A 22,292-nucleotide genomic window follows, 5' to 3' on the forward strand; every position below is an offset into this window, starting at 1 on the left:
AACAAGGTTCTTGTTACGGCGAATAAACACTTCTCTTCATTTTTCATAAGAAACTCCTAAAGAAGGCTCTACCCGAAAGGGTAGAGTTTTTATGTACCAGAGACCTTGTGATTCGTGGTATAATAGGCCTATGGAAAAAAAGAATAAATTACTACTCATCGACGGGTCATCCGTCGCTTTTCGTGCCTTTTTCGCACTCTATAATCAAATCGATCGCTTCAAAAATGCCAATGGTCTGCATACCAATGCGGTCTATGGCTTTAATCTCATGTTGAGCCATCTCTTAGAGCGCATCCAACCGACCCATGTCCTCGTTGCTTTTGATGCAGGAAAGACGACTTTTCGGACGGAGATGTATGCCGACTACAAAGGGGGCCGTGCAAAAACTCCAGATGAGTTCCGCGAGCAGTTTCCTTTCATTCGTGAGCAATTAGACCATCTGGGAATCCGCCATTATGAGCTAGCCCAGTATGAAGCGGATGATATTATTGGAACGCTTGATAAGATGGCAGAAGCTACCTCAGTACCCTTTGAAGTCACCATTGTCTCTGGGGACAAGGATTTGATCCAGCTGACGGATGACAATACGGTGGTTGAAATCTCCAAAAAAGGGGTGGCAGAGTTTGAAGAATTCACTCCAGCCTATCTGAAAGAAAAGATGGGACTGACACCAGAGCAATTTATCGACCTCAAGGCCTTGATGGGAGATAAGTCGGATAATATCCCAGGTGTCACCAAAATCGGAGAAAAGACCGGGATCAAACTACTCCTAGAGTACGGGTCTCTCGATGGTATTTATGAGCATATCGACGAGATGAAGGCTTCTAAGATGAAGGAAAACCTCATCAACGACAAGGAGCAGGCCTATCTGTCTAAGACTCTCGCAACCATCGATACCAATGCGCCTATTGAAATTGGCCTGGACGATATCACTTATTCGGGTCCTCATCTAGAAAATCTCGCCAAGTTTTATGAGGAGATGGGCTTCAAGCAACTCCGTCAGGCCTTGGATCTCAGTGGAGAAGAAGCAGCTCCTGTAGCTATTGACTATACAGAAGTCGAGCAAGTCACTTCAGATATGCTCACGGAAGATAGTTTCTTCCATTTTGAGATTTTTGGGGACAATTACCATACGGAACCCATCATCGGTTTCGCATGGGGGACCAAAGGTCAGCTCTACGCGAGTACAGATACTGGTCTTTTACAAACACCGATTTTCAAAGAATTTCTCGAAAAAACGCCCCTCAAGGTCTATGACTTCAAGCGGGCCAAGGTCTTGCTTAGCCACTTGGGCATTACCCTTCAAAATCCCGCGTTTGACAGTCGATTGGCCAAGTATCTCTTGTCGACCGTAGAGGACAATGAAATTTCAACCATTGCGAGTCTCTATAGTCAGATTGCGCTACCGCTGGACGAAGTCGTTTATGGCAAGGGAGCCAAAAAAGCTATCCCAGAAAAGGCGGTCCTATTAGAGCATTTGGCACGGAAAGTCGCTGTTTTACTGGATACCGAAGAGCCCATGGTGGAACAGTTGCAAGCCCATGACCAGCTAGATTTGCTCTATGATATGGAGCAACCACTAGCAGCTATTTTGGCCAAGATGGAAATCGCGGGGATCAAGGTAGAGCGCCAGACCCTAGAGGATATGCAGGTGGAAAACGAAGTGGTCTTGGAGCGCTTGACTCAAGAAATCTACGAGCTTGCAGGAGAAGAGTTTAATATCAATTCTCCAAAACAATTGGGGGTCATTCTCTTTGAAAAATTGGGACTCCCTCTTGAATATACTAAGAAGACAAAAACCGGCTATTCAACAGCCGTTGATGTCTTGGAACGCCTGGCTCCAATTGCACCGATTGTGTCTAAGATTCTTGAATACCGCCAAATTGCTAAGATCCAGTCGACCTATGTCATCGGTCTTCAAGATTGGATTTTGGAAGATGGGAAGATCCATACCCGCTATGTACAGGATTTGACGCAGACAGGCCGTTTGTCCAGTGTGGATCCCAACCTGCAAAACATTCCTGTCCGTTTGGAACAAGGTCGTCTTATTCGTAAGGCCTTTGTCCCAGAAGAGGAAAACAGTGTCTTGCTGAGTTCGGACTATTCACAAATCGAACTGCGCGTCTTGGCCCATATTTCGGGAGATGAGCATTTGATTGACGCCTTTAAACATGGGGCAGATATCCATACATCGACTGCTATGCGCGTTTTCAATATTGCAAAACCTGAAGATGTGACGCCGAACGACCGTCGCAATGCAAAAGCAGTAAACTTCGGTGTGGTTTATGGAATTTCCGACTTTGGACTGTCTAACAACCTAGGGATCAGTCGAAAAGAAGCCAAGGCTTATATTGAGACCTACTTCGAACGCTACCCTGGCATCAAGGACTATATGGAGAGAGTGGTACGGGAAGCGCGTGATAAAGGCTATGTGGAGACCCTCTTCAAGCGTCGTCGGGAGATTCCAGATATCAATTCTCGCAACTTCAATGTTCGAGGCTTTGCGGAGCGGACGGCTATCAACTCACCAATCCAAGGATCTGCAGCAGATATCTTGAAAATTGCCATGATCCACTTGGACCAAGCGCTAGAAGCAGGAGCATACAAGACCAAGATGCTTCTTCAGGTGCACGATGAAATCGTTCTGCAAGTACCAAGTGATGAACTGGCAGCGATCAAAGAACTCGTCAAAGAGACCATGGAATCCGCTATTGAACTTGCAGTACCACTGGAAGCTGATGAGAACGAAGGCAAAACATGGTATGAAGCCAAATAAGATTAAGTTTGTTCAAAACAGAAAGCGGTAGGAAACTTTTCAGTTTCCTACCGCTTTTAACGACAAACACTTGCAATGCCCTCCGTATTGTTATACTATTTAAAGAAAGGAAACGCATACAAAAGGAGATTCTTATGGCTTATTCATTTCGCAATCCTAGTGATGGCATTATCAAACATTACCTAGAAACCAGCAAGATCATCGCTGTAGTTGGATTATCTGACCGTGAAGATACGACCAGTCATCGTGTCAGCAAGGAGATGCAAGAGCGGGGCTACCGGATTATTCCTGTCAACCCCCGTGCAGCTGGTGGCCAGATCCTTGGAGAAACGGTGTACGCTAGCTTGCAGGAGATCCCTTTCCCAGTAGATATCGTCGATGTATACCGTCGCAGTGAGTTTTTACCAGATGTGGCACGTGATTTTATTGAGACGGATGCGAAAATTTTCTGGGCACAGTTGGAGCTGGAAAATCAAGAAGCCGAAGAAATCCTTCGTGGAGCTGGACGAGAAGATATTGTCATGAACCGCTGTATCAAACGGGAACACACCCGACTGATCTGAGGAGACTCCCTATACGGTTTATAAATGACAAGAAATTAACAGTAGGGCTATAGAAGAAAACCCCAGCAGGAAACTGGGGTTTTCTTCTTACTCTTATTCAGTTTCATGGCTTGGATGGCCTGTGAAATGGCGCGGCCCTTGTTTAATCTGCTTGATTTGATCATAAAATGCAATTTGGCAGTTGATAAAGTAAGGCATGGTATAGAAGCCGATGACATCGCGCGTGAAGTAATTCAAGAAGTACCAACCAATCAAGGTTAGATCGAGCACCAAGCGATTGCTGCGGAACCCTTTCATGGTTTCACGACTTTGGCGAAGCACTCCAAAGGCTCCCTTGTAGTCGCCGTCTCGTAATTGCTCATAGAGGATCAATTCGACCAAGCTGAGACTGTAGTATTGTGGCAGGTAAAAGAGTAGGCCGAGTAGGCCCAGCACGACACCGGTAGTCATCAGAGGCATTTGTTGCATGAGAGATTGGAATTCAGGACTGGAAGCACTCAGAGTGCTAGGGTTGCTCACCTTGTCGTAAATCGCCAAAAATCGAATGCTGGCGTAGGTGCTGATGAGGCTCCCTACATAGAGGATGAGTCCCCATAAAAAGAGGACGACTTGCTTCAAGATCAAGGTGGCAAATACAGAGGTAAAGCGATCTTGTTTAAAGATATCTAACACGCGTGTTCGGTGTTCGATCTTGGGATTAATCGTATCTAAATAGCTAAAAGTTGCACCGACCACTAAAATGGAGATGACAAAGGAGACGACAGAAGGAAAGAGCTGCCGCTGGATCATGTAGATACCTGCTTGCTGCAAGGTCATATCCGGTAGTAGATCGATCAGATCTTGCCCACTTAATAGAAAGTTAGCAAGAATGGTCAACAGGACCGGCAAGGCAAAAAGGATAGCTAAGCCCGGTTGCTGGACTTGCATGGTACGTGCCCGGAGGCGAATCAGTTTAAGGTTCATGGATGACACTCTCTTCATAGTAGTACTTTTTATTATAACATAAGTCCGTGACAGAGCCGGTAAAATTTGGTACAATCGTACAGGTGATCACAGGAAAACTGTGACAGGAATAAGAAGGCTGGGACTGTTTTTCCCAGTACGGAGGTAACCATGACAGATTCACCGATTCAATATCGATTAATCAAAAAAGAAAAGCATACAGGTGCTCGTCTGGGAGAAATTATCACCCCTCACGGGACCTTCCCAACCCCAATGTTTATGCCTGTAGGGACTCAGGCAACCGTTAAGACCCAATCGCCAGAAGAACTCAAGGAAATGGGTTCCGGCATTATCTTGGCCAACACCTACCATCTCTGGCTTCGTCCCGGGGACGACTTGGTCGCAAAAGCAGGAGGACTGCACCAGTTCATGAACTGGGACCAGCCCATTTTAACAGATAGTGGAGGCTTTCAGGTCTATTCATTAGCGGATACCCGCAATATTACTGAAGAAGGGGTAACTTTTAAAAACCACCTCAACGGCTCGAAGATGTTCCTCTCTCCAGAAAAAGCCATCTCCATCCAAAACAATCTAGGGAGTGACATCATGATGTCCTTTGATGAATGTCCTCAGTTCTATCAACCCTATGATTATGTGAAAAAATCGATCGAACGGACCAGTCGTTGGGCAGAACGTGGTCTGAAGGCTCACCGTCGCCCTCATGATCAAGGTCTTTTCGGGATTGTCCAAGGGGCTGGATTTGAAGACTTGCGCCGTCAGTCTGCTCAAGATTTAGTCAGCATGGACTTCCCAGGCTATTCCATCGGCGGCTTAGCTGTTGGGGAAAGCCATGAAGAGATGAATGCGGTACTAGATTTCACAACTCCGCTCTTACCAGAGAACAAGCCACGCTATCTCATGGGAGTAGGAGCTCCAGACAGTCTGATCGATGGCGTTATTCGTGGAGTAGATATGTTTGACTGTGTCTTGCCGACGCGAATTGCGCGAAATGGCACCTGTATGACTAGTCAAGGACGTCTGGTGGTGAAAAATGCGCAATTTGCAGAAGACTTTACACCGCTGGATCCCGAATGTGATTGCTACACCTGTAAGAATTACACCCGAGCTTATCTTCGCCACCTCCTCAAGGCAGATGAGACCTTCGGCATTCGCTTGACAAGCTACCACAACCTGTACTTCTTGATCAACCTCATGAAGCAGGTCCGTCAAGCCATTATGGATGACAATCTCTTAGAATTCCGTGAGCATTTCGTCGAAAAATATGGCTATAACAAATCAGGACGGAATTTCTAGAAATAGATAAATAGGAAGAAAAAAGACGACAGCCATCTGAGAATAATAGGAATAACTGCTAGACGCAGTGGTTGATTGGTATCTTTGTTCGCTTGTTAAGCTCCAAAGATAACCTAATCAACTTTGCGGGGGCGAGACGATGAACAAATTGGATATAAATTTGTTCTGTCTCGCTCCCTTTTTCCTATATAATAGCAACTTTTTTAGCACGCTTTTTCTTTCGAAAACACTTTCATCAAAAAAACGAAAAAAATCTTCTCAAATCCCTTGCATTGGGCCTTTGTTTGTGTTAAACTACTATGGTGCTGTGAAAAACAGCTATTAGCTTTGATGCAAGAGGTTGCGACACGCTCGGTTGCATTGCCACGCAACGCGCGTCGGTTTTCTTGTGGAGCTAGCCTATTATCTTAAATAGACGAAAAGGAGAAAAAGATGGCAAACAAAAAAATCCGCATCCGTTTGAAAGCGTACGAACACCGTACACTCGACACGGCGGCTGCAAAAATCGTAGAATCAGCTACTCGTACAGGTGCACAAGTTGCGGGTCCAATCCCACTTCCAACTGAGCGTAGCCTCTACACAATCATTCGTGCGACTCACAAATACAAAGATTCTCGCGAACAATTCGAAATGCGTACACACAAACGTTTGATCGACATCATCAACCCAACTCAAAAAACAGTTGACGCTTTGATGAAATTGGATCTTCCAAGTGGTGTAAACGTAGAAATCAAACTTTAATCTAAAGCTTGATCCAGAGCATAAAAAACGCTCGTTAAAAACTTTTTGAATAAAAAACTATAGAAAAGGAACTATTTTCTCATGACAAAAGGAATCTTAGGGAAAAAAGTGGGAATGACTCAAATCTTCACTGAAGCTGGCGAATTGATCCCTGTAACAGTTATCGAAGCAACTCCAAACGTTGTTCTTCAAGTTAAAACTGTTGAAACAGATGGTTACAACGCTATCCAAGTTGGTTTCGATGACAAACGCGAAGTATTGAGCAACAAACCTGCTAAAGGACATGTAGCAAAAGCTAACACGGCTCCTAAGCGCTTCATTCGTGAATTCAAAAACGTTGAAGGCTTGGAAGTTGGTGCTGAAATCACAGTTGACACTTTCGAAGCTGGAGACATTGTTGATGTAACTGGTACTTCTAAAGGTAAAGGTTTCCAAGGTGTTATCAAACGCCACGGACAATCACGTGGACCTATGGCTCACGGTTCTCGTTACCACCGTCGTCCAGGTTCTATGGGACCTGTTGCACCTAACCGCGTATTCAAAGGTAAAAACCTTGCAGGACGCATGGGTGGCGATCGTGTAACGATTCAAAACCTTGAAGTTGTACAAGTTGTTCCAGAAAAGAACGTTATCCTTATCAAAGGTAACGTACCAGGTGCTAAGAAATCTCTTATCACTATCAAGTCAGCAGTTAAAGCTGGTAAATAATAAGGAAAGGGGAATACAGTCAAAATGGCAAATGTAACATTATTCGACCAAACTGGTAAACAAGCGGGCGAAGTTGTTCTTAACGATGCGATCTTTGGTATCGAACCAAACCAAGCAGTTGTATTTGATGTGATCATCAGCCAACGTGCTAGCCTTCGTCAAGGAACTCACGCAGTTAAAAACCGTTCAGCCGTTTCAGGTGGCGGACGCAAACCATGGCGTCAAAAAGGAACTGGACGTGCTCGTCAAGGTTCTATCCGCTCTCCACAATGGCGTGGTGGTGGAATCGTCTTCGGACCAACTCCACGTAGCTATGCGTACAAACTTCCTCAAAAAGTTCGTCGCCTTGCACTTAAATCTGTTTACTCAGAAAAAGTTGCTGAAAACAAATTTGTAGCCGTTGATTCTCTTGAATTTACAGCTCCAAAAACTGCTGAATTTGCAAAAGTTCTTGCAGCTTTGAGCATCGATTCTAAAGTCCTTGTTATTCTTGAAGAAGGAAACGAATTCGCAGCTCTTTCAGCTCGTAACCTTCCAAACGTGAAAGTTGCGACTGCTACAACTGCAAGTGTTCTTGACATCGCAAATAGTGACAAACTTCTTGTTACTCAAGCAGCTATCTCTAAAATCGAGGAGGTTCTTGCATAATGAATTTGTATGATGTTATCAAAAAACCTGTTATCACTGAAAAGTCAATGGCTCAACTTGAAGCAGGCAAATATGTATTCGAAGTTGACACTCGCGCTCACAAACTTTTGATCAAACAAGCTGTTGAAGCTGCGTTTGAAGGTGTAAAAGTTGCGAATGTGAACACTGTAAACGTAAAACCTAAAGCAAAACGCGTTGGACGTTACACTGGTTTTACTTCAAAAACTAAAAAAGCTATCATCACGCTTGCAGCTGATTCTAAAGCAATCGAGTTGTTTGCTACTGAAGCTGAATAATCTAAGGAGGAAATATCGTGGGAATTCGTGTTTATAAACCAACAACAAACGGTCGCCGTAATATGACTTCTTTGGATTTCGCTGAAATCACAACAAACACACCTGAGAAAACTTTGCTTGTTTCTCTTAAAAACAAAGCAGGTCGTAACAACAACGGTCGTATCACTGTTCGTCACCAAGGTGGTGGACATAAACGTCATTACCGTTTGATCGATTTCAAACGTAACAAAGATGGAGTTGAAGCAGTCGTTAAAACGATCGAATACGATCCAAACCGCTCAGCTAACATCGCGCTTGTACACTACACTGACGGTGTGAAAGCTTACATCATTGCCCCTAAAGGTCTTGAAGTAGGTCAACGTATCGTATCAGGACCAGAAGCAGATATCAAAGTCGGAAACGCTCTTCCACTTGCTAACATCCCAGTTGGTACTTTGATCCACAACATCGAATTGAAACCTGGTAAAGGTGGAGAATTGGTACGTGCTGCTGGAGCTTCTGCTCAAGTGTTGGGTTCTGAAGGTAAATATGTACTTGTTCGTCTTCAATCAGGCGAAGTTCGTATGATTCTTGGAACTTGCCGTGCTACAGTTGGTGTTGTCGGAAACGAACAACATGGACTTGTAAACCTTGGTAAAGCGGGACGTAACCGCTGGAAAGGTGTTCGCCCTACAGTTCGTGGTTCTGTAATGAACCCGAATGATCACCCACACGGTGGTGGTGAAGGTAAAGCACCAGTTGGACGTAAAGCGCCATCTACTCCTTGGGGTAAACCTGCGCTTGGTCTTAAAACTCGTAACAAGAAAGCGAAATCTGACAAACTTATCGTTCGTCGTCGCAACCAAAAATAATCATAAGCAACTAGCTTACACTTTCCGCCAGCTCGGTAGCGCTGCTTAGCAGCGCAAGCCGCTGTGGTACTAAATTTTAAAGGAGAAAATTACAAAATGGGACGTAGTCTTAAAAAAGGACCTTTCGTCGATGAGCATTTGATGAAAAAAGTTGAAGCTCAAGCAAACGACGAAAAGAAAAAAGTAATTAAAACTTGGTCACGTCGTTCAACGATCTTCCCAAGTTTCATCGGATACACTATCGCAGTTTATGATGGACGTAAACATGTACCTGTCTACATCCAAGAAGACATGGTAGGTCACAAGCTTGGTGAATTTGCACCAACTCGTACTTACAAAGGTCACGCGGCAGACGACAAGAAGACACGTAGAAAATAAGGAGAACATAAATGGCAGAAATTACTTCAGCTAAAGCAATGGCTCGTACAGTGCGTGTTTCACCTCGTAAATCACGTCTTGTTCTTGACAACATCCGTGGTAAAAGCGTAGCCGATGCCATCGCTATTTTGACATTCACACCAAACAAAGCTGCAGGGATCATCCTTAAAGTGTTGAACTCAGCAGTAGCAAACGCTGAAAACAACTTTGGTTTGGAAAAAGCTAACTTGGTAGTATCTGAAGCATTCGCAAACGAAGGACCAACTATGAAACGTTTCCGTCCACGTGCGAAAGGTTCAGCTTCACCAATCAACAAACGTACAGCTCACATCACAGTAGCTGTTGCAGAAAAATAAGGAGGTAAACTCGTGGGTCAAAAAGTACATCCAATTGGTATGCGTGTTGGTATCATCCGTGATTGGGATGCCAAATGGTATGCTGAAAAAGAATACGCGGATTACCTTCATGAAGATCTTGCAATCCGTAAATTCATTCAAAAAGAATTGGCTGACGCAGCCGTTTCAACTATTGAAATCGAACGCGCAGTAAACAAAGTTAACGTTTCACTTCACACTGCTAAACCAGGTATGGTTATCGGTAAAGGTGGAGCAAACGTTGATGCACTTCGTGCAGCTCTTAACAAATTGACTGGTAAACAAGTACACATCAACATCATTGAGATCAAACGTCCTGACTTGGATGCTCACCTTGTTGGTGAAGGAATTGCTCGTCAATTGGAACAACGTGTTGCTTTCCGTCGTGCACAAAAACAAGCGATCCAACGTGCTATGCGTGCTGGAGCTAAAGGAATCAAAACTCAAGTATCAGGTCGTTTGAACGGTGCAGATATCGCCCGTGCAGAAGGATACTCTGAAGGAACTGTTCCACTTCACACACTTCGCGCTGATATCGATTACGCTTGGGAAGAAGCAGACACTACTTACGGTAAACTTGGTGTTAAAGTATGGATCTACCGTGGTGAAGTTCTTCCAGCTCGTAAAGACGCTAAAGGAGGTAAATAACCAATGTTAGTACCTAAACGTGTAAAACACCGTCGCGAATTCCGTGGTAAAATGCGCGGTGAAGCAAAAGGTGGAAAAGAAGTAGCATTCGGTGAATACGGTCTTCAAGCTACAACTAGCCACTGGATCACAAACCGTCAAATCGAAGCTGCTCGTATCGCCATGACTCGTTACATGAAACGTGGTGGTAAAGTTTGGATTAAGATTTTCCCACACAAATCATACACCGCTAAAGCTATCGGGGTACGTATGGGATCTGGTAAAGGGGCTCCTGAAGGTTGGGTAGCACCAGTTAAACGTGGTAAAGTGATGTTCGAAATCGCTGGTGTATCTGAAGAGATCGCGCGCGAAGCACTTCGTCTTGCTAGCCACAAATTGCCAGTTAAAACTAAATTTGTGAAACGTGAAGCAGAATAAGGAGAGGTCATGAAACTTACAGAAGTAAAAGAATTTGTTAAAGAACTTCGTGGTCTTTCTCAAGAAGAACTCGCGAAGCGTGAAAATGAATTGAAGAAAGAATTGTTTGAACTTCGTTTCCAAGCAGCTGCTGGTCAATTGGAACAAACTGGACGTTTGAAAGAAGTGAAAAAACAAATCGCTCGTATCAAAACTGTTCAATCAGAAGCTAAATAATAGACTAGGGAAGGAGAATTTCAATGGAACGCAATAATCGTAAAGTTCTTGTTGGACGCGTTGTGTCTGACAAAATGGACAAAACAATCACAGTTGTAGTTGAAACTAAACGTAACCACCCAGTCTATGGTAAACGTATCAACTATTCTAAAAAATACAAAGCTCATGATGAAAACAATGTTGCTAAAGAAGGCGATATCGTTCGTATCATGGAAACTCGTCCGCTTTCAGCTACAAAACGCTTCCGTCTTGTAGAAGTCGTTGAAAAAGCGGTCATCATCTAATCATACCTGAAAGGAGAAAACGTAAATGATTCAAACAGAAACTCGTTTGAAAGTCGCTGACAACAGTGGCGCACGCGAAATCTTGACAATCAAAGTTCTTGGTGGTTCAAAACGTAAATTCGCGAGCATCGGTGATGTAATCGTTGCATCTGTAAAACAAGCTACTCCTGGTGGTGCGGTTAAGAAAGGTGACGTTGTAAAAGCTGTTATCGTTCGTACTAAATCAGGTGCTCGTCGTAAAGATGGTTCATACATCAAGTTCGACGAAAATGCAGCAGTGATCATCCGTGACGACAAAACTCCTCGCGGAACTCGTATCTTTGGCCCAGTTGCACGTGAATTGCGTGACGGTGGTTTCATGAAGATCGTATCACTTGCTCCAGAAGTACTTTAATCAATAAAAAAACAAACACAGTCCCCTGGCTTAGCCAGGGTGCCCATCGGGCGTAAGAATAAAAGGAGAATAAAATGTTTGTAAAAAAAGGCGACAAAGTTCGCGTTATTGCTGGTAAAGACAAAGGCGTAGAAGCTGTTGTTCTTACTGCTCTTCCAAAAGTAAATAAAGTTGTTGTAGAAGGTGTAAACATCATTAAGAAACACCAACGTCCAAATAACGAAAACCCTCAAGGTGCGATCGTTGAAAAAGAAGCTCCAATCCATGCTTCTAACGTTCAAGTTTTGGACAAAAACGGTGTTGCTGGACGTGTTGGCTACAAATTTGTAGACGGCAAAAAAGTTCGCTACAACAAAAAATCAGGCGAAGTGCTTGACTAATCACGAAGGAAAGGAGAAGTATAATGGCTAATCGTTTAAAAGAAAAATACCTTAATGAAGTAGTACCATCATTGACTGAGCAGTTCAACTATTCATCAGTTATGGCTGTGCCAAAAGTTGATAAAATCGTTTTGAACATGGGTGTCGGTGATGCAGTATCAAATGCTAAAAACCTTGAAAAAGCTGCTGAAGAGCTTGCTTTGATCTCAGGTCAAAAACCATTGATCACTAAGGCTAAAAAATCAATCGCCGGCTTCCGTCTTCGTGAAGGTGTTGCGATCGGTGCAAAAGTTACCCTTCGTGGTGAACGTATGTACGAATTCTTGGATAAATTGGTAACAGTTTCACTTCCACGTGTACGTGACTTCCATGGTGTTCCAACAAAATCATTTGATGGACGCGGAAACTACACACTTGGTGTGAAAGAACAATTGATCTTCCCAGAAATCAACTTTGATGATGTTGATAAAACTCGTGGTTTGGATATCGTAATCGTAACTACAGCGAACACAGACGAAGAATCACGTGCATTGCTTACTGGCCTCGGTATGCCGTTTGCAAAATAATATAGGAGGTAAAACTAATGGCTAAAAAATCTATGATTGCTAAGAACAAACGCCCAGCGAAGTTCTCTACTCAAGCATACACTCGCTGTGAACGTTGTGGACGTCCACACTCAGTTTACCGCAAGTTTAAACTTTGCCGTGTTTGCTTCCGTGAATTGGCATACAAAGGTCAAATCCCAGGTGTCACAAAAGCATCTTGGTAATTTAAGATAGTTAGGGCGTCAAAACTCTAAGTGAAAATAGGAAACTTGACGAAGAAACTTTAGTTTCTAGGAAAGTTTATCTTTTTCACACAGAGTTTAGCCCGGGTTCAGTTGGGCTTGCCAATTTGAACACGAGCTACAGCTTTGGCAAAAAAGACCAATTTTCTTTGGAGCATCGCTCCTGCATCAAATTGCCTATTTTTGCTCTCGCTGTTACGCTCTCTGTATCATGTATTAACTAGCAAGTGCAACTTGCAAACTACTAGTAAGAGGAGAAATTATAATGGTTATGACTGACCCAATCGCAGACTTCCTTACACGTATTCGTAACGCTAACCAAGCAAAACACGAAGTACTTGAAGTACCTGCATCAAACATCAAAAAAGGGATTGCTGAAATCCTTAAACGCGAAGGTTTTGTAAAAAACGTTGAATTCATCGAAGATGACAAACAAGGCATCATCCGTGTATTCTTGAAATACGGACAAAACGGTGAAAAAGTTATCACAAACTTGAAACGTGTATCTAAACCAGGTTTGCGTGTTTACAAAAAACGTGAAGATCTTCCAAAAGTTCTTAACGGACTTGGAATTGCTATCCTTTCAACTTCTGAAGGTTTGCTTACTGATAAAGAAGCACGCCAAAAGAACGTTGGTGGGGAAGTTATCGCTTACGTTTGGTAATATTTAGTTCCCAATTTCGTTGTGACTCTTCGTTATTGTCTCTTGCCTAACCCAAAGTTATGTCTGCGAGACAATGCCTTGATTCACTTAGAAAATGAGACCTAAACATTAACTTTTAAATCAAAAAGATTTAAACCCCGTGAAAACTGGCCCGTAAAGGCCTGACAATTTAACAGGAGAATAAAAAACATGTCACGTATTGGTAATAAAGTTATCGTGTTGCCTGCTGGTGTTGAAATCACTAACAATGACAACGTTGTAACTGTAAAAGGACCTAAAGGAGAACTTACTCGTGAGTTCTCAAAAGATATTGAAATCCGTGTGGAAGGTACTGAAGTAACACTTCACCGTCCAAACGATTCAAAAGAAATGAAAACAATCCACGGAACAACTCGTGCCCTTTTGAACAACATGGTTACTGGTGTATCAGAAGGATTCAAGAAAGAACTTGAAATGCGCGGGGTTGGATACCGTGCACAACTTCAAGGATCAAAACTTGTTTTGGCTGTTGGTAAATCACACCCAGACGAAGTTGAAGCTCCAGAAGGAATTACTTTTGAACTTCCAAACCCAACAACAATCGTTGTTAGCGGAATTTCAAAAGAAGTAGTTGGTCAAACAGCTGCTTATGTACGTAGCCTTCGTTCACCTGAACCATACAAAGGTAAAGGGATCCGTTATGTTGGTGAATACGTTCGCCGCAAAGAAGGTAAAACAGGTAAATAATGTAGTTTGGTTGTTTTTCAACCAACCTTCATCTTACCAACTCAGTGCTTAGCACATGATTTTAAAATTAAGAGGTGAAAATTGTGATTTCGAAACCAGATAAAAACAAAATCCGTCAAAAACGCCACCGTCGCGTTCGCGGAAAACTCTCTGGAACTGCTGATCGCCCACGTTTGAACGTATTCCGTTCTAATACAGGCATCTACGCTCAAGTAATTGATGACGTAGCGGGTGTAACGCTCGCAAGCGCTTCAACTCTTGACAAAGAAGTTTCAAAAGGAACTAAAACTGAACAAGCCGTTGTTGTCGGCAAACTTGTTGCTGAACGTGCAGTTGCTAAAGGTATTTCTGAAGTGGTGTTCGACCGCGGTGGATATCTATATCACGGACGTGTTAAAGCTTTGGCTGATGCAGCTCGTGAAAACGGATTGAAATTCTAATAGGAGGACACTAGAAAATGGCATTTAAAGATAATGCAGTTGAACTTGAAGAACGCGTAGTTGCCATCAACCGTGTAACAAAAGTTGTTAAAGGTGGACGTCGTCTTCGTTTTGCAGCTCTTGTAGTTGTTGGTGACCGTAATGGCCGTGTTGGATTTGGTACTGGTAAAGCTCAAGAAGTTCCAGAAGCAATCCGTAAGGCTGTTGAAGATGCTAAGAAAAACTTGATCGAAGTTCCTATGGTTGGAACAACAATTCCACACGAAGTAACATCAGTATTTGGTGGAGCTCGTGTATTGTTGAAACCAGCTATCGAAGGGGCTGGGGTTGCTGCAGGTGGAGCAGTTCGTGCCGTTGTCGAATTGGCAGGTATTGCAGATGTTACATCTAAATCACTTGGATCAAACACTCCAATCAACATCGTTCGTGCAACTGTTAACGGTTTGGCACAATTGAAACGTGCTGATGAAGTTGCTGCCCTTCGTGGTATTTCAGTTTCTGACTTGGCTTAAGAAAGGAGATTCAAATGGCTCAAATTAAAATTACTTTGACTAAGTCTCCAATCGGACGCATCCCGTCACAACGTAAAACTGTTGTAGCACTTGGACTTGGCAAATTGAACAGCTCTGTTATTAAAGAAGATAACCCAGCAGTACGTGGTATGATCACTGCTGTATCTCACTTGGTAACAGTTGAAGAAGTAAAATAATCTATTTAAAATAGAAACAAAGTTTTCAGGGGTATGAGAGATTCTCATCCCCTAAAACTAAATATAAGTATAGGCGAGTTTGTAGTTAGGACACCTTTTCCTGATTACATGCGTTAGCAATTTACAAAAGAGGAGAAAATAAATAATGAAACTTCATGAATTACAACCTGCTACAGGTTCACGTAAAGTCCGCAACCGTGTTGGTCGTGGTACTTCATCTGGTAATGGTAAAACTTCTGGCCGTGGTCAAAAAGGTCAAAAAGCTCGTAGCGGTGGCGGTGTACGTCTTGGTTTTGAAGGTGGACAAACTCCATTGTTCCGTCGTCTTCCAAAACGTGGATTTACAAACATCAACGCTAAAGAATATGCTATTGTGAACCTTGATCAATTGAACGCCTTTGAAGATGGTGCTGAAGTAACTCCAGTAGTACTTGTAGAATCAGGAATTGTAAAAGCTGAAAAATCAGGTATCAAAATTCTTGGTAACGGAGAATTGACTAAGAAGTTGACTGTTAAAGCAGCTAAATTCTCTAAATCAGCTGAAGAAGCTATCACTGCTAAAGGTGGTTCAGTTGAAGTCATCTAAGTGAGGTGACCTATGTTTTTTAAATTATTAAAAGATGCATTTAAGGTGAAACAAGTACGGTCGAAGATTTTATTTACGATCTTCATCATTCTTGTTTTCCGCATTGGGACCACGATTACAGTGCCTGGTGTAAATGCGAAAATTCTGAACAACCTTCAAGATGTGTCCTTCTTGAACATGCTCAGTTTGGTTTCTGGGAATGCCATGAGGAACTTCTCAGTTTTCGCATTAGGGGTTAGCCCATACATTACAGCTTCGATCGTCGTGCAACTTTTGCAAATGGATCTGTTGCCTAAGTTTGTTGAATGGGGCAAACAAGGGGAAGTTGGTCGAAGAAAGCTCAACCAAGCAACACGCTATATTTCTTTGGTTCTAGCCTTTGTTCAATCCATCGGGATTACAGCCACCTTCCACACTTTGTCTCAGGCGAAATTAGTCGCAACTCCAAATACCAAGACCTATCTATTAATCGGTGCGATTCTGACGACCGGTTCCATGATTGTGACTTGGCTTGGAGAACAAATCACAGATAAAGGGTACGGTAATGGTGTTTCAATGATTATCTTTGCAGGGATTGTGTCATCAATTCCTGAGATGATTAAAGAAATCTATGAAAATGCATTTGTGAATGTTCGTTCTGGTCAAATGACCAATTCCCTCATTTTTGTTGGGGTATTAATCCTTGCTGTCTTGGTTATTGTTTACTTTACAACCTTTGTGGAGCAAGCACAATACAAGATTCCAATCCAATATACAAAGATTGCACAAGGAGCTCCATCAAGTTCTTACCTACCTTTGAAAGTAAACCCAGCAGGAGTTATTCCTGTCATCTTCGCTAGTTCGATTACAGCAGCGCCTGCTGCAATTTTCCAAGTGATTAGCGCTATGGGTTACAATGCAGGATGGGTGAAAACAACTCAAGCCATGTTGGCTACAAACACACCAACTGGTGTGGCAATGTATGCCTTATTGATCATTCTCTTCACCTTCTTCTACACGTTTGTTCAGATCAATCCTGAAAAAACGGCAGAAAACCTTCAAAAGAGTGGTGCCTATATCCCAGGCGTCCGCCCTGGTAAGGGGACAGAAGAGTTTATGTCTCGTTTGCTACGTCGTTTAGCAAGCGTCGGATCAGTATTCCTTGGCTTTATTACCATCATTCCAATCCTGGCTCGAGATTTATTTGGTTTGACAGATGCAGTGGCTCTTGGAGGAACTAGTTTGTTAATCATTATTTCAACAGGTATTGAGGGAATGAAACAATTAGAAGGCTACTTATTAAAACGTAAGTATGTCGGATTTATGGACACAACAACAGAATAGAATAAGGTTGACTTTGTCAGCCTTCTATTTTGTTTTTAAATGGAAATAGGAATTCGCTCCTGCTTCCATTTAAAAACAAAATAAGGAGAATTCATCATGAATCTTTTAATTATGGGGTTGCCTGGAGCAGGTAAAGGAACTCAAGCAGCTAAAATCGTTGAAGAATTTCACGTAGCGCATATCTCCACTGGAGATATGTTCCGCGCAGCGATGGCTAACCAAACTGAAATGGGTGTGCTTGCAAAATCATACATTGATAAAGGTGAGTTGGTACCAGATGAAGTAACCAATGGAATTGTAAAAGAACGCCTTGCTCAAGATGATATTAAAGAAACAGGTTTCTTGTTAGACGGATATCCACGTACCATTGAGCAAGCTCATGCTTTAGATAAAACATTGGCTGAACTTGGTATTGAGCTTGAAGGTGTTATCAACATCGAAGTAAATCCAGACAGTCTTTTAGAGCGTTTGAGCGGACGTATCATTCATCGTCAAACTGGAGAAACTTTCCATAAAGTATTCAATCCACCAGTTGATTACAAAGAGGAAGATTACTACCAACGTGAAGATGATAAACCTGAGACAGTAAAACGTCGTTTGGATGTTAATATTGCCCAAGGTGAACCAATCATTGAATTTTATCGTTCAAAAGGACTCGTACATGACATCCAAGGAAACCAAGATATCAATGATGTATTTTCAGACATTGAAAAAGTCTTGTCAAATTTGAAATAAAAGCGTTTTTCATGCTTGCAATATTGGACAACTAGTGTTACAATTAGTTAGTCTGACTTATAATTGTTACCTCTGTGCTCAGAGGAATGAATCGAAATTTATGGAGGTACTTTTGCGTGGCAAAAGACGATGTGATTGAAGTAGAAGGCAAAGTAGTCGATACAATGCCGAATGCTATGTTTACGGTTGAACTTGAAAATGGACATCAGATTTTAGCAACAGTTTCTGGTAAAATTCGTAAAAACTATATTCGTATTTTAGCGGGAGATCGTGTTACAGTGGAGATGAGTCCGTACGATTTGACACGTGGACGTATCACATACCGCTTTAAATAATCGAAAAACTTGGAGGGATAAAAATGAAAGTAAGACCATCGGTCAAACCAATTTGCGAATACTGTAAAGTAATTCGTCGTAATGGTCGTGTTATGGTAATTTGCCCAGCAAATCCAAAACACAAACAACGTCAAGGATAAGATAGAAAGGAGAAAACATGGCTCGTATTGCTGGAGTTGACATTCCGAATGACAAACGTGTAGTAATTTCATTGACTTATGTGTACGGTATCGGACTTCCAACATCTAAGAAAATCCTTGCTGCTGCAGGCGTTTCTGAAGATATTCGTGTTCGCGATCTTACACCAGATCAAGAAGATGCTATCCGTCGTGAAGTTGACGCAATCAAAGTTGAAGGTGACCTTCGTCGTGAAGTAAACTTGAACATCAAACGCTTGATGGAAATCGGTTCATACCGTGGTATCCGTCACCGTCGTGGACTTCCAGTTCGTGGACAAAACACTAAAAACAATGCTCGCACTCGTAAAGGTAAAGCTGTTGCGATTGCAGGTAAGAAAAAATAAAATAAAATAAGGAGGTAAAAATCTTGGCTAAACCAACACGTAAACGTCGTGTGAAAAAGAATATCGAATCTGGTATTGCTCATATTCACGCTACATTTAACAACACAATTGTTATGATTACTGATGTGCATGGTAACGCAATCGCTTGGTCATCTGCAGGTGCACTTGGATTTAAAGGTTCTCGTAAATCTACACCATTTGCTGCTCAAATGGCATCAGAAGCTGCTGCAAAAGCTGCTCAAGAACACGGACTTAAATCTGTTGAAGTAACTGTTAAAGGTCCTGGTTCAGGTCGTGAGTCTGCTATTCGTGCACTTGCTGCTGCTGGTCTTGAAGTAACTGCAATCCGCGATGTAACTCCTGTACCACACAATGGTGCTCGTCCTCCAAAACGTCGCCGTGTATAATCATCAACAATTACACAGCTTTTCGTTTAAGAGGGAGTATAGCAAATGATTGAGTTTGAAAAACCAAATATAACAAAAATTGATGAAAACAAAGATTATGGCGTGTTTGTCGTAGAACCACTTGAACGTGGCTATGGTACAACACTTGGAAACTCACTTCGTCGTGTACTTCTGGCTTCACTTCCAGGTGCAGCTGTCACTTCAATCAACATTGAAGGTGTACTCCACGAATTTGATACCGTTCCAGGAGTCCGTGAAGACGTTATGCAAATTATTCTTAACGTTAAAGGAATCGCCGTTAAATCTTACGTCCAAGACGAAAAGATTATTGAACTTGATGTAGAAGGACCTGCAGAAGTAACTGCTGGAGATATTCTTACTGATAGTGACATCGAAATTGTAAACCCTGATCATTATCTATTTACAATCGGAGAAGGAGCATCTTTGAAAGCAACGCTTACTGTAAACAGTGGACGTGGCTATGTTCCAGCTGATCAAAACAAAAAAGATGATGCACCAGTGGGAACACTTGCTGTAGATTCAATCTATACGCCAGTGACTAAAGTCAATTACCAAGTTGAACCAGCACGCGTTGGTAGCAACGATGGCTTTGACAAGCTAACCCTTGAAATTTTGACAAATGGGACAATCATTCCAGAAGATGCCTTAGGTTTGTCTGCTCGTATTTTGACAGAACACCTAAATCTATTCACAAACTTAACTGAAATTGCTATTGCAACAGATGTTATGAAGGAAGTGGATACAACTTCTGATGATCGCATTTTAGAACGTACGATCGAAGAATTAGATCTTTCAGTTCGTTCATATAACTGTTTGAAACGTGCTGGCATTAATACTGTTTACGATTTGACTGAAAAATCAGAAGCAGAAATGATGAAAGTTCGTAACTTGGGACGTAAGAGTCTTGAAGAAGTTAAAATCAAACTTGCCGACTTAGGCCTTGGGTTAAAAAACGATAAATAGAGGAGGAATACATGGCTTACCGTAAACTAGGACGCACTAGCTCACAACGTAAAGCGATGCTTCGCGATTTGACTACAGATCTTATCATCAATGAAGCAATTGTAACAACTGAAGCACGTGCGAAAGAAATCCGTAAATCAGTTGAAAAAATGATTACTTTGGGTAAACGTGGTGATTTGCATGCACGTCGTCAAGCTGCTGCATTCGTACGTAACGAAGTTGCATCACAAAACTTTGATGAAGAAACAGGTAAATACTCAGAAACAACTGCACTTCAAAAATTGTTCTCTGAATTAGCACCTCGTTATGCTGAGCGCAATGGTGGATATACTCGTATCCTTAAAACTGAACCACGTCGTGGTGATGCTGCGCCAATGGCTATCATCGAATTGGTATAATATCATCAATTTTGTTGAGTGTTATGATGATGGAATACACTGTTATTCTTAGTCTAGCTCTGGTCTACCGCTGGGGATTTTCCCCAGCGGGAACACTCATCATATTGAATGAATGGTAGACGCTTGTTTACGAAATTGCTTTAATTTAAAACAATTTCGTAAGCAGGCGTTTTGTCTTGCTTTCGTGAGTAGTCGAGAATAGCAAAAAATGATATAATGGAACCCATATCTCCAATAGAAGAAAAAGGATTCAATGACAAAACAACAAGCAATTAAATTACTAAAAGAGAAGTACCTTAGTAATATGAAAGAGGATTCGGAACTCTTTGTCGGAGTTGAATTAGAGTTTCCGATTGTAGAAACAAATGGAAACAAAACAAATATAGAGGTGACGAAAAATCTTTTTCGAACCTTAGCCAACTTATCAGATTTTGAAGTTGAAAAAATAGATGACGAACAAAATCCTATTCAATTGATTCACTGCTCTTCTAAAGATCGTATTCTATTCGAGTTGAGTTACAATACAATTGAATTTGCATTTGAGAGAGCTCGTTCTATAAATGAGGTGGCCAAACGTTTTGAGGCCTATTTGAAGATTATTCAACCGATTTTGCAAGAAAATAATCACGAAATCCAAGGGCACGGAATCCATCCTCTGTGGCAAGAAAATGATAATAGCCCAGTGAAAATCGAACGATACAAGATGTTAATGGCTTTCCTTGCAATGAATGGTACAGGGATGAAAACACACCCCTATCCTTCGTACGGAGCATTTATATGCGGAAACCAGGCTCAATTGGATGTAAGGCGCGATAACTATCTTCGCATCATTAATGCCTTTAATAAAATTGAAGCAGCAAAAGCATATTTGTTTTCTAACTCAGAATTTTCAGCAGAGGCTTGGGATACAAAAATTGCCAGAGATATTTTCTGGGAAGAATCCTTACATGGTTATTATAAGGAAAATGTAGGGATTTATCCTAAGGACTACCAAAGCGAAGAAGAGTTTTTTAATAATCTCGCTAGAACGGCTATTTTTACGGCAACTAGAGAGGGGAAATCTTATTATTTTAAACCAATTCGAGTGGAAGACTATCTAGATCAAAAAGAAATTACAGCCTATACGGCTGATGGAAATGAGAAGATAATTAAGCCTGTAAAAGAAGATCTAAAACAACATCGAAGTTACCAATTTCAAGATTTAACTGCTCGTGGGACTGTGGAATTTAGAAGTGTTTGTACGCAACCGTTAGAAACCACTTTTGCCCCGATTGCCTTTGAGTTGGGCTTGTTTGTAGAATTAGAAAAACTGGAAAACTTTTTAGAAGATTCTTCATTTTTTAAAAATGAAGAACAGGACTATCGAAAACTTAGAAAGAAATATTCAAAGAAAATTCTAAGTAAAGAAGAAAAAGAAGCGATCCAATCCTTTTCAAAAGATCTTCTAGACATAGCTGAAGCAGGTTTAATGAAAAGAGGTTACGGAGAAGAAAAATTTCTCATCATTAACAAAGAACTAGAATAATAGAAAAGCCTGTAATACAGGCTTTTCTTTATTACTTTTAAAAAACTTTCAAAAAAATAATTTTTTTTGGAAAAAAGTGTTGACAGTAAGGGTAGGTCATGATATACTAATATAGTTGTCGCGCGAGAGCGACAAAGACCTTTGAAAACTGAACAAGACGAACCAATGTGCAGGGCGCTACAACAAAAGTTGTAGTAACTGAACAATAAAAAACAATAAA

General features: G+C 41.8%; 34 protein-coding genes. 33 read left to right on the forward strand and 1 reads right to left on the reverse strand.

Going from position 1 to position 22,292, the window contains the following annotated elements; all coding sequences use genetic code 11:
• The first annotated feature begins 130 nt into the window (after positions 1-130).
• Both polA and PCY11_RS04880 read left to right on the forward strand, forming a co-directional pair.
• Positions 131-2,776: a DNA polymerase I gene (gene polA / locus PCY11_RS04875; protein WP_070845929.1), complete on the forward strand. Its 2,646-nt coding sequence runs from the start codon at positions 131-133 to the stop codon at positions 2,774-2,776.
• 134 nt (positions 2,777-2,910) lie between these two features.
• Complete coding sequence (locus tag PCY11_RS04880; RefSeq protein ID WP_003017033.1) at positions 2,911-3,339, forward strand: CoA-binding protein; 429 nt, start codon at positions 2,911-2,913, stop codon at positions 3,337-3,339.
• 93 nt (positions 3,340-3,432) lie between these two features.
• Here PCY11_RS04880 and PCY11_RS04885 read toward each other — a convergent pair whose 3' ends face one another.
• Positions 3,433-4,302, reverse strand: coding sequence for a DUF975 family protein (locus PCY11_RS04885; protein ID WP_041826175.1), 870 nt, complete (start codon positions 4,300-4,302; stop codon positions 3,433-3,435).
• A 150-nt stretch (positions 4,303-4,452) separates the two neighbouring features.
• On the opposite strand from PCY11_RS04885, the gene tgt reads away from it, so the two are divergent.
• The 31 genes from tgt (at position 4,453) to PCY11_RS05040 (ending at position 22,072) form a co-directional block, all read left to right on the forward strand.
• On the forward strand, positions 4,453-5,595 hold the full coding sequence (gene tgt / locus PCY11_RS04890) for a tRNA guanosine(34) transglycosylase Tgt (protein ID WP_003010858.1): 1,143 nt from the start codon (positions 4,453-4,455) through the stop codon (positions 5,593-5,595).
• 432 nt (positions 5,596-6,027) lie between these two features.
• Positions 6,028-6,336, forward strand: a complete 309-nt coding sequence (rpsJ, locus tag PCY11_RS04895; protein ID WP_003009585.1) for a 30S ribosomal protein S10 — start codon at positions 6,028-6,030, stop codon at positions 6,334-6,336.
• An 81-nt stretch (positions 6,337-6,417) separates the two neighbouring features.
• Positions 6,418-7,044, forward strand: a complete 627-nt coding sequence (rplC, locus tag PCY11_RS04900; protein ID WP_003010846.1) for a 50S ribosomal protein L3 — start codon at positions 6,418-6,420, stop codon at positions 7,042-7,044.
• Positions 7,045-7,068: 24 nt separating this feature from the next.
• Complete coding sequence (gene rplD, locus PCY11_RS04905; protein WP_003009591.1) at positions 7,069-7,692, forward strand: 50S ribosomal protein L4; 624 nt, start codon at positions 7,069-7,071, stop codon at positions 7,690-7,692.
• A complete protein-coding gene (locus tag PCY11_RS04910; protein ID WP_003009593.1) occupies positions 7,692-7,988 on the forward strand; it encodes a 50S ribosomal protein L23 in 297 nt (98 codons plus the stop codon). Before rplD ends, PCY11_RS04910 begins: the two co-directional genes overlap by 1 nt.
• A 17-nt stretch (positions 7,989-8,005) precedes the next feature.
• Positions 8,006-8,839 (forward strand): 50S ribosomal protein L2, encoded by an 834-nt coding sequence (gene rplB, locus PCY11_RS04915; RefSeq protein ID WP_000512900.1) that lies wholly within the window; start codon positions 8,006-8,008, stop codon positions 8,837-8,839.
• 96 nt (positions 8,840-8,935) lie between these two features.
• Positions 8,936-9,217 (forward strand): 30S ribosomal protein S19, encoded by a 282-nt coding sequence (gene rpsS / locus PCY11_RS04920; protein ID WP_000533766.1) that lies wholly within the window; start codon positions 8,936-8,938, stop codon positions 9,215-9,217.
• Positions 9,218-9,228: 11 nt separating this feature from the next.
• A complete protein-coding gene (rplV, locus tag PCY11_RS04925; RefSeq protein WP_000818139.1) occupies positions 9,229-9,573 on the forward strand; it encodes a 50S ribosomal protein L22 in 345 nt (114 codons plus the stop codon).
• A gap of 12 nt (positions 9,574-9,585) precedes the next feature.
• A complete protein-coding gene (gene rpsC / locus PCY11_RS04930; protein WP_003002336.1) occupies positions 9,586-10,239 on the forward strand; it encodes a 30S ribosomal protein S3 in 654 nt (217 codons plus the stop codon).
• Between the two features lie 3 nt (positions 10,240-10,242).
• A complete protein-coding gene (gene rplP / locus PCY11_RS04935) occupies positions 10,243-10,656 on the forward strand; it encodes a 50S ribosomal protein L16 (protein ID WP_000960947.1) in 414 nt (137 codons plus the stop codon).
• 9 nt (positions 10,657-10,665) lie between these two features.
• A complete protein-coding gene (gene rpmC / locus PCY11_RS04940; protein ID WP_003002350.1) occupies positions 10,666-10,872 on the forward strand; it encodes a 50S ribosomal protein L29 in 207 nt (68 codons plus the stop codon).
• Positions 10,873-10,895: 23 nt separating this feature from the next.
• Entirely contained in the window at positions 10,896-11,156 is a 261-nt protein-coding gene (gene rpsQ / locus PCY11_RS04945) for a 30S ribosomal protein S17 (protein WP_003009600.1), read from the forward strand.
• Positions 11,157-11,181: 25 nt separating this feature from the next.
• Positions 11,182-11,550 (forward strand): 50S ribosomal protein L14, encoded by a 369-nt coding sequence (gene rplN / locus PCY11_RS04950; RefSeq protein ID WP_003002384.1) that lies wholly within the window; start codon positions 11,182-11,184, stop codon positions 11,548-11,550.
• A gap of 74 nt (positions 11,551-11,624) precedes the next feature.
• Positions 11,625-11,930, forward strand: coding sequence for a 50S ribosomal protein L24 (gene rplX / locus PCY11_RS04955; RefSeq protein ID WP_003002315.1), 306 nt, complete (start codon positions 11,625-11,627; stop codon positions 11,928-11,930).
• Between the two features lie 23 nt (positions 11,931-11,953).
• Positions 11,954-12,496, forward strand: coding sequence for a 50S ribosomal protein L5 (gene rplE, locus PCY11_RS04960; RefSeq protein WP_003009606.1), 543 nt, complete (start codon positions 11,954-11,956; stop codon positions 12,494-12,496).
• A 17-nt stretch (positions 12,497-12,513) separates the two neighbouring features.
• Positions 12,514-12,699 (forward strand): type Z 30S ribosomal protein S14, encoded by a 186-nt coding sequence (locus PCY11_RS04965; RefSeq protein WP_001085699.1) that lies wholly within the window; start codon positions 12,514-12,516, stop codon positions 12,697-12,699.
• Positions 12,700-12,982: 283 nt separating this feature from the next.
• Positions 12,983-13,381 carry a 30S ribosomal protein S8 gene (gene rpsH, locus PCY11_RS04970; protein WP_003010897.1) on the forward strand — a complete coding sequence of 133 codons (399 nt, stop codon included), beginning with the start codon at positions 12,983-12,985 and terminating at the stop codon, positions 13,379-13,381.
• Between the two features lie 189 nt (positions 13,382-13,570).
• Complete coding sequence (gene rplF / locus PCY11_RS04975; RefSeq protein ID WP_003009612.1) at positions 13,571-14,107, forward strand: 50S ribosomal protein L6; 537 nt, start codon at positions 13,571-13,573, stop codon at positions 14,105-14,107.
• Between the two features lie 83 nt (positions 14,108-14,190).
• Entirely contained in the window at positions 14,191-14,547 is a 357-nt protein-coding gene (rplR, locus tag PCY11_RS04980) for a 50S ribosomal protein L18 (protein WP_003010871.1), read from the forward strand.
• A 17-nt stretch (positions 14,548-14,564) separates the two neighbouring features.
• The gene (gene rpsE, locus PCY11_RS04985) at positions 14,565-15,059 is read left to right on the forward strand and encodes a 30S ribosomal protein S5 (RefSeq protein ID WP_003009617.1); all 495 of its coding nucleotides are present in this window, start codon (positions 14,565-14,567) and stop codon (positions 15,057-15,059) included.
• Positions 15,060-15,073: 14 nt separating this feature from the next.
• A complete protein-coding gene (rpmD, locus tag PCY11_RS04990; protein WP_002894509.1) occupies positions 15,074-15,256 on the forward strand; it encodes a 50S ribosomal protein L30 in 183 nt (60 codons plus the stop codon).
• Between the two features lie 145 nt (positions 15,257-15,401).
• Positions 15,402-15,842, forward strand: coding sequence for a 50S ribosomal protein L15 (gene rplO, locus PCY11_RS04995; protein ID WP_003002405.1), 441 nt, complete (start codon positions 15,402-15,404; stop codon positions 15,840-15,842).
• Positions 15,843-15,854: 12 nt separating this feature from the next.
• Entirely contained in the window at positions 15,855-17,165 is a 1,311-nt protein-coding gene (gene secY, locus PCY11_RS05000; RefSeq protein WP_301362547.1) for a preprotein translocase subunit SecY, read from the forward strand.
• Between the two features lie 96 nt (positions 17,166-17,261).
• Positions 17,262-17,900 (forward strand): adenylate kinase, encoded by a 639-nt coding sequence (locus PCY11_RS05005; RefSeq protein WP_021154254.1) that lies wholly within the window; start codon positions 17,262-17,264, stop codon positions 17,898-17,900.
• Between the two features lie 116 nt (positions 17,901-18,016).
• A complete protein-coding gene (infA, locus tag PCY11_RS05010) occupies positions 18,017-18,235 on the forward strand; it encodes a translation initiation factor IF-1 (protein ID WP_001029883.1) in 219 nt (72 codons plus the stop codon).
• Positions 18,236-18,258: 23 nt separating this feature from the next.
• Entirely contained in the window at positions 18,259-18,375 is a 117-nt protein-coding gene (gene rpmJ, locus PCY11_RS05015; protein ID WP_001808836.1) for a 50S ribosomal protein L36, read from the forward strand.
• 17 nt (positions 18,376-18,392) lie between these two features.
• Positions 18,393-18,758: a 30S ribosomal protein S13 gene (rpsM, locus tag PCY11_RS05020; RefSeq protein WP_003009631.1), complete on the forward strand. Its 366-nt coding sequence runs from the start codon at positions 18,393-18,395 to the stop codon at positions 18,756-18,758.
• Positions 18,759-18,781: 23 nt separating this feature from the next.
• Positions 18,782-19,165, forward strand: a complete 384-nt coding sequence (gene rpsK / locus PCY11_RS05025; RefSeq protein ID WP_003002390.1) for a 30S ribosomal protein S11 — start codon at positions 18,782-18,784, stop codon at positions 19,163-19,165.
• A gap of 45 nt (positions 19,166-19,210) precedes the next feature.
• Complete coding sequence (locus PCY11_RS05030) at positions 19,211-20,149, forward strand: DNA-directed RNA polymerase subunit alpha (RefSeq protein WP_003009635.1); 939 nt, start codon at positions 19,211-19,213, stop codon at positions 20,147-20,149.
• A gap of 11 nt (positions 20,150-20,160) precedes the next feature.
• The gene (rplQ, locus tag PCY11_RS05035) at positions 20,161-20,547 is read left to right on the forward strand and encodes a 50S ribosomal protein L17 (RefSeq protein ID WP_003002399.1); all 387 of its coding nucleotides are present in this window, start codon (positions 20,161-20,163) and stop codon (positions 20,545-20,547) included.
• Between the two features lie 253 nt (positions 20,548-20,800).
• Positions 20,801-22,072: a gamma-glutamylcysteine synthetase gene (locus PCY11_RS05040; protein WP_301362548.1), complete on the forward strand. Its 1,272-nt coding sequence runs from the start codon at positions 20,801-20,803 to the stop codon at positions 22,070-22,072.
• Positions 22,073-22,292 lie beyond the last annotated feature (220 nt).

This window comes from Streptococcus sp. SP8 (assembly GCF_030440045.1).
GTDB lineage: Bacteria > Bacillota > Bacilli > Lactobacillales > Streptococcaceae > Streptococcus > Streptococcus parasanguinis_I.

What these genes read in the sequence shown, in the direction of transcription:
- rplN (WP_003002384.1), top strand. Translation starts at nt 11,182, where the DNA reads ATGATTCAAACAGAAACTCGTTTGAAAGTCGCTGACAACAGTGGCGCA.
- rplX (WP_003002315.1), top strand. Translation starts at nt 11,625, where the DNA reads ATGTTTGTAAAAAAAGGCGACAAAGTTCGCGTTATTGCTGGTAAAGAC.
- rplD (WP_003009591.1), top strand. Translation starts at nt 7,069, where the DNA reads ATGGCAAATGTAACATTATTCGACCAAACTGGTAAACAAGCGGGCGAA.
- secY (WP_301362547.1), top strand. Translation starts at nt 15,855, where the DNA reads ATGTTTTTTAAATTATTAAAAGATGCATTTAAGGTGAAACAAGTACGG.
- PCY11_RS04965 (WP_001085699.1), top strand. Translation starts at nt 12,514, where the DNA reads ATGGCTAAAAAATCTATGATTGCTAAGAACAAACGCCCAGCGAAGTTC.
- rpsS (WP_000533766.1), top strand. Translation starts at nt 8,936, where the DNA reads ATGGGACGTAGTCTTAAAAAAGGACCTTTCGTCGATGAGCATTTGATG.
- rpsM (WP_003009631.1), top strand. Translation starts at nt 18,393, where the DNA reads ATGGCTCGTATTGCTGGAGTTGACATTCCGAATGACAAACGTGTAGTA.
- PCY11_RS05030 (WP_003009635.1), top strand. Translation starts at nt 19,211, where the DNA reads ATGATTGAGTTTGAAAAACCAAATATAACAAAAATTGATGAAAACAAA.
- rplQ (WP_003002399.1), top strand. Translation starts at nt 20,161, where the DNA reads ATGGCTTACCGTAAACTAGGACGCACTAGCTCACAACGTAAAGCGATG.
- tgt (WP_003010858.1), top strand. Translation starts at nt 4,453, where the DNA reads ATGACAGATTCACCGATTCAATATCGATTAATCAAAAAAGAAAAGCAT.
- rplE (WP_003009606.1), top strand. Translation starts at nt 11,954, where the DNA reads ATGGCTAATCGTTTAAAAGAAAAATACCTTAATGAAGTAGTACCATCA.
- PCY11_RS04880 (WP_003017033.1), top strand. Translation starts at nt 2,911, where the DNA reads ATGGCTTATTCATTTCGCAATCCTAGTGATGGCATTATCAAACATTAC.
- rpmC (WP_003002350.1), top strand. Translation starts at nt 10,666, where the DNA reads ATGAAACTTACAGAAGTAAAAGAATTTGTTAAAGAACTTCGTGGTCTT.
- rpsH (WP_003010897.1), top strand. Translation starts at nt 12,983, where the DNA reads ATGGTTATGACTGACCCAATCGCAGACTTCCTTACACGTATTCGTAAC.
- rplC (WP_003010846.1), top strand. Translation starts at nt 6,418, where the DNA reads ATGACAAAAGGAATCTTAGGGAAAAAAGTGGGAATGACTCAAATCTTC.
- PCY11_RS05005 (WP_021154254.1), top strand. Translation starts at nt 17,262, where the DNA reads ATGAATCTTTTAATTATGGGGTTGCCTGGAGCAGGTAAAGGAACTCAA.
- rpsQ (WP_003009600.1), top strand. Translation starts at nt 10,896, where the DNA reads ATGGAACGCAATAATCGTAAAGTTCTTGTTGGACGCGTTGTGTCTGAC.
- rpsJ (WP_003009585.1), top strand. Translation starts at nt 6,028, where the DNA reads ATGGCAAACAAAAAAATCCGCATCCGTTTGAAAGCGTACGAACACCGT.
- rplV (WP_000818139.1), top strand. Translation starts at nt 9,229, where the DNA reads ATGGCAGAAATTACTTCAGCTAAAGCAATGGCTCGTACAGTGCGTGTT.
- rpmD (WP_002894509.1), top strand. Translation starts at nt 15,074, where the DNA reads ATGGCTCAAATTAAAATTACTTTGACTAAGTCTCCAATCGGACGCATC.
- polA (WP_070845929.1), top strand. Translation starts at nt 131, where the DNA reads ATGGAAAAAAAGAATAAATTACTACTCATCGACGGGTCATCCGTCGCT.
- PCY11_RS05040 (WP_301362548.1), top strand. Translation starts at nt 20,801, where the DNA reads ATGACAAAACAACAAGCAATTAAATTACTAAAAGAGAAGTACCTTAGT.
- rpsE (WP_003009617.1), top strand. Translation starts at nt 14,565, where the DNA reads ATGGCATTTAAAGATAATGCAGTTGAACTTGAAGAACGCGTAGTTGCC.
- PCY11_RS04885 (WP_041826175.1), bottom strand. Translation starts at nt 4,302, where the DNA reads ATGAACCTTAAACTGATTCGCCTCCGGGCACGTACCATGCAAGTCCAG.
- rplO (WP_003002405.1), top strand. Translation starts at nt 15,402, where the DNA reads ATGAAACTTCATGAATTACAACCTGCTACAGGTTCACGTAAAGTCCGC.
- rpmJ (WP_001808836.1), top strand. Translation starts at nt 18,259, where the DNA reads ATGAAAGTAAGACCATCGGTCAAACCAATTTGCGAATACTGTAAAGTA.
- rplP (WP_000960947.1), top strand. Translation starts at nt 10,243, where the DNA reads ATGTTAGTACCTAAACGTGTAAAACACCGTCGCGAATTCCGTGGTAAA.
- PCY11_RS04910 (WP_003009593.1), top strand. Translation starts at nt 7,692, where the DNA reads ATGAATTTGTATGATGTTATCAAAAAACCTGTTATCACTGAAAAGTCA.
- rplF (WP_003009612.1), top strand. Translation starts at nt 13,571, where the DNA reads ATGTCACGTATTGGTAATAAAGTTATCGTGTTGCCTGCTGGTGTTGAA.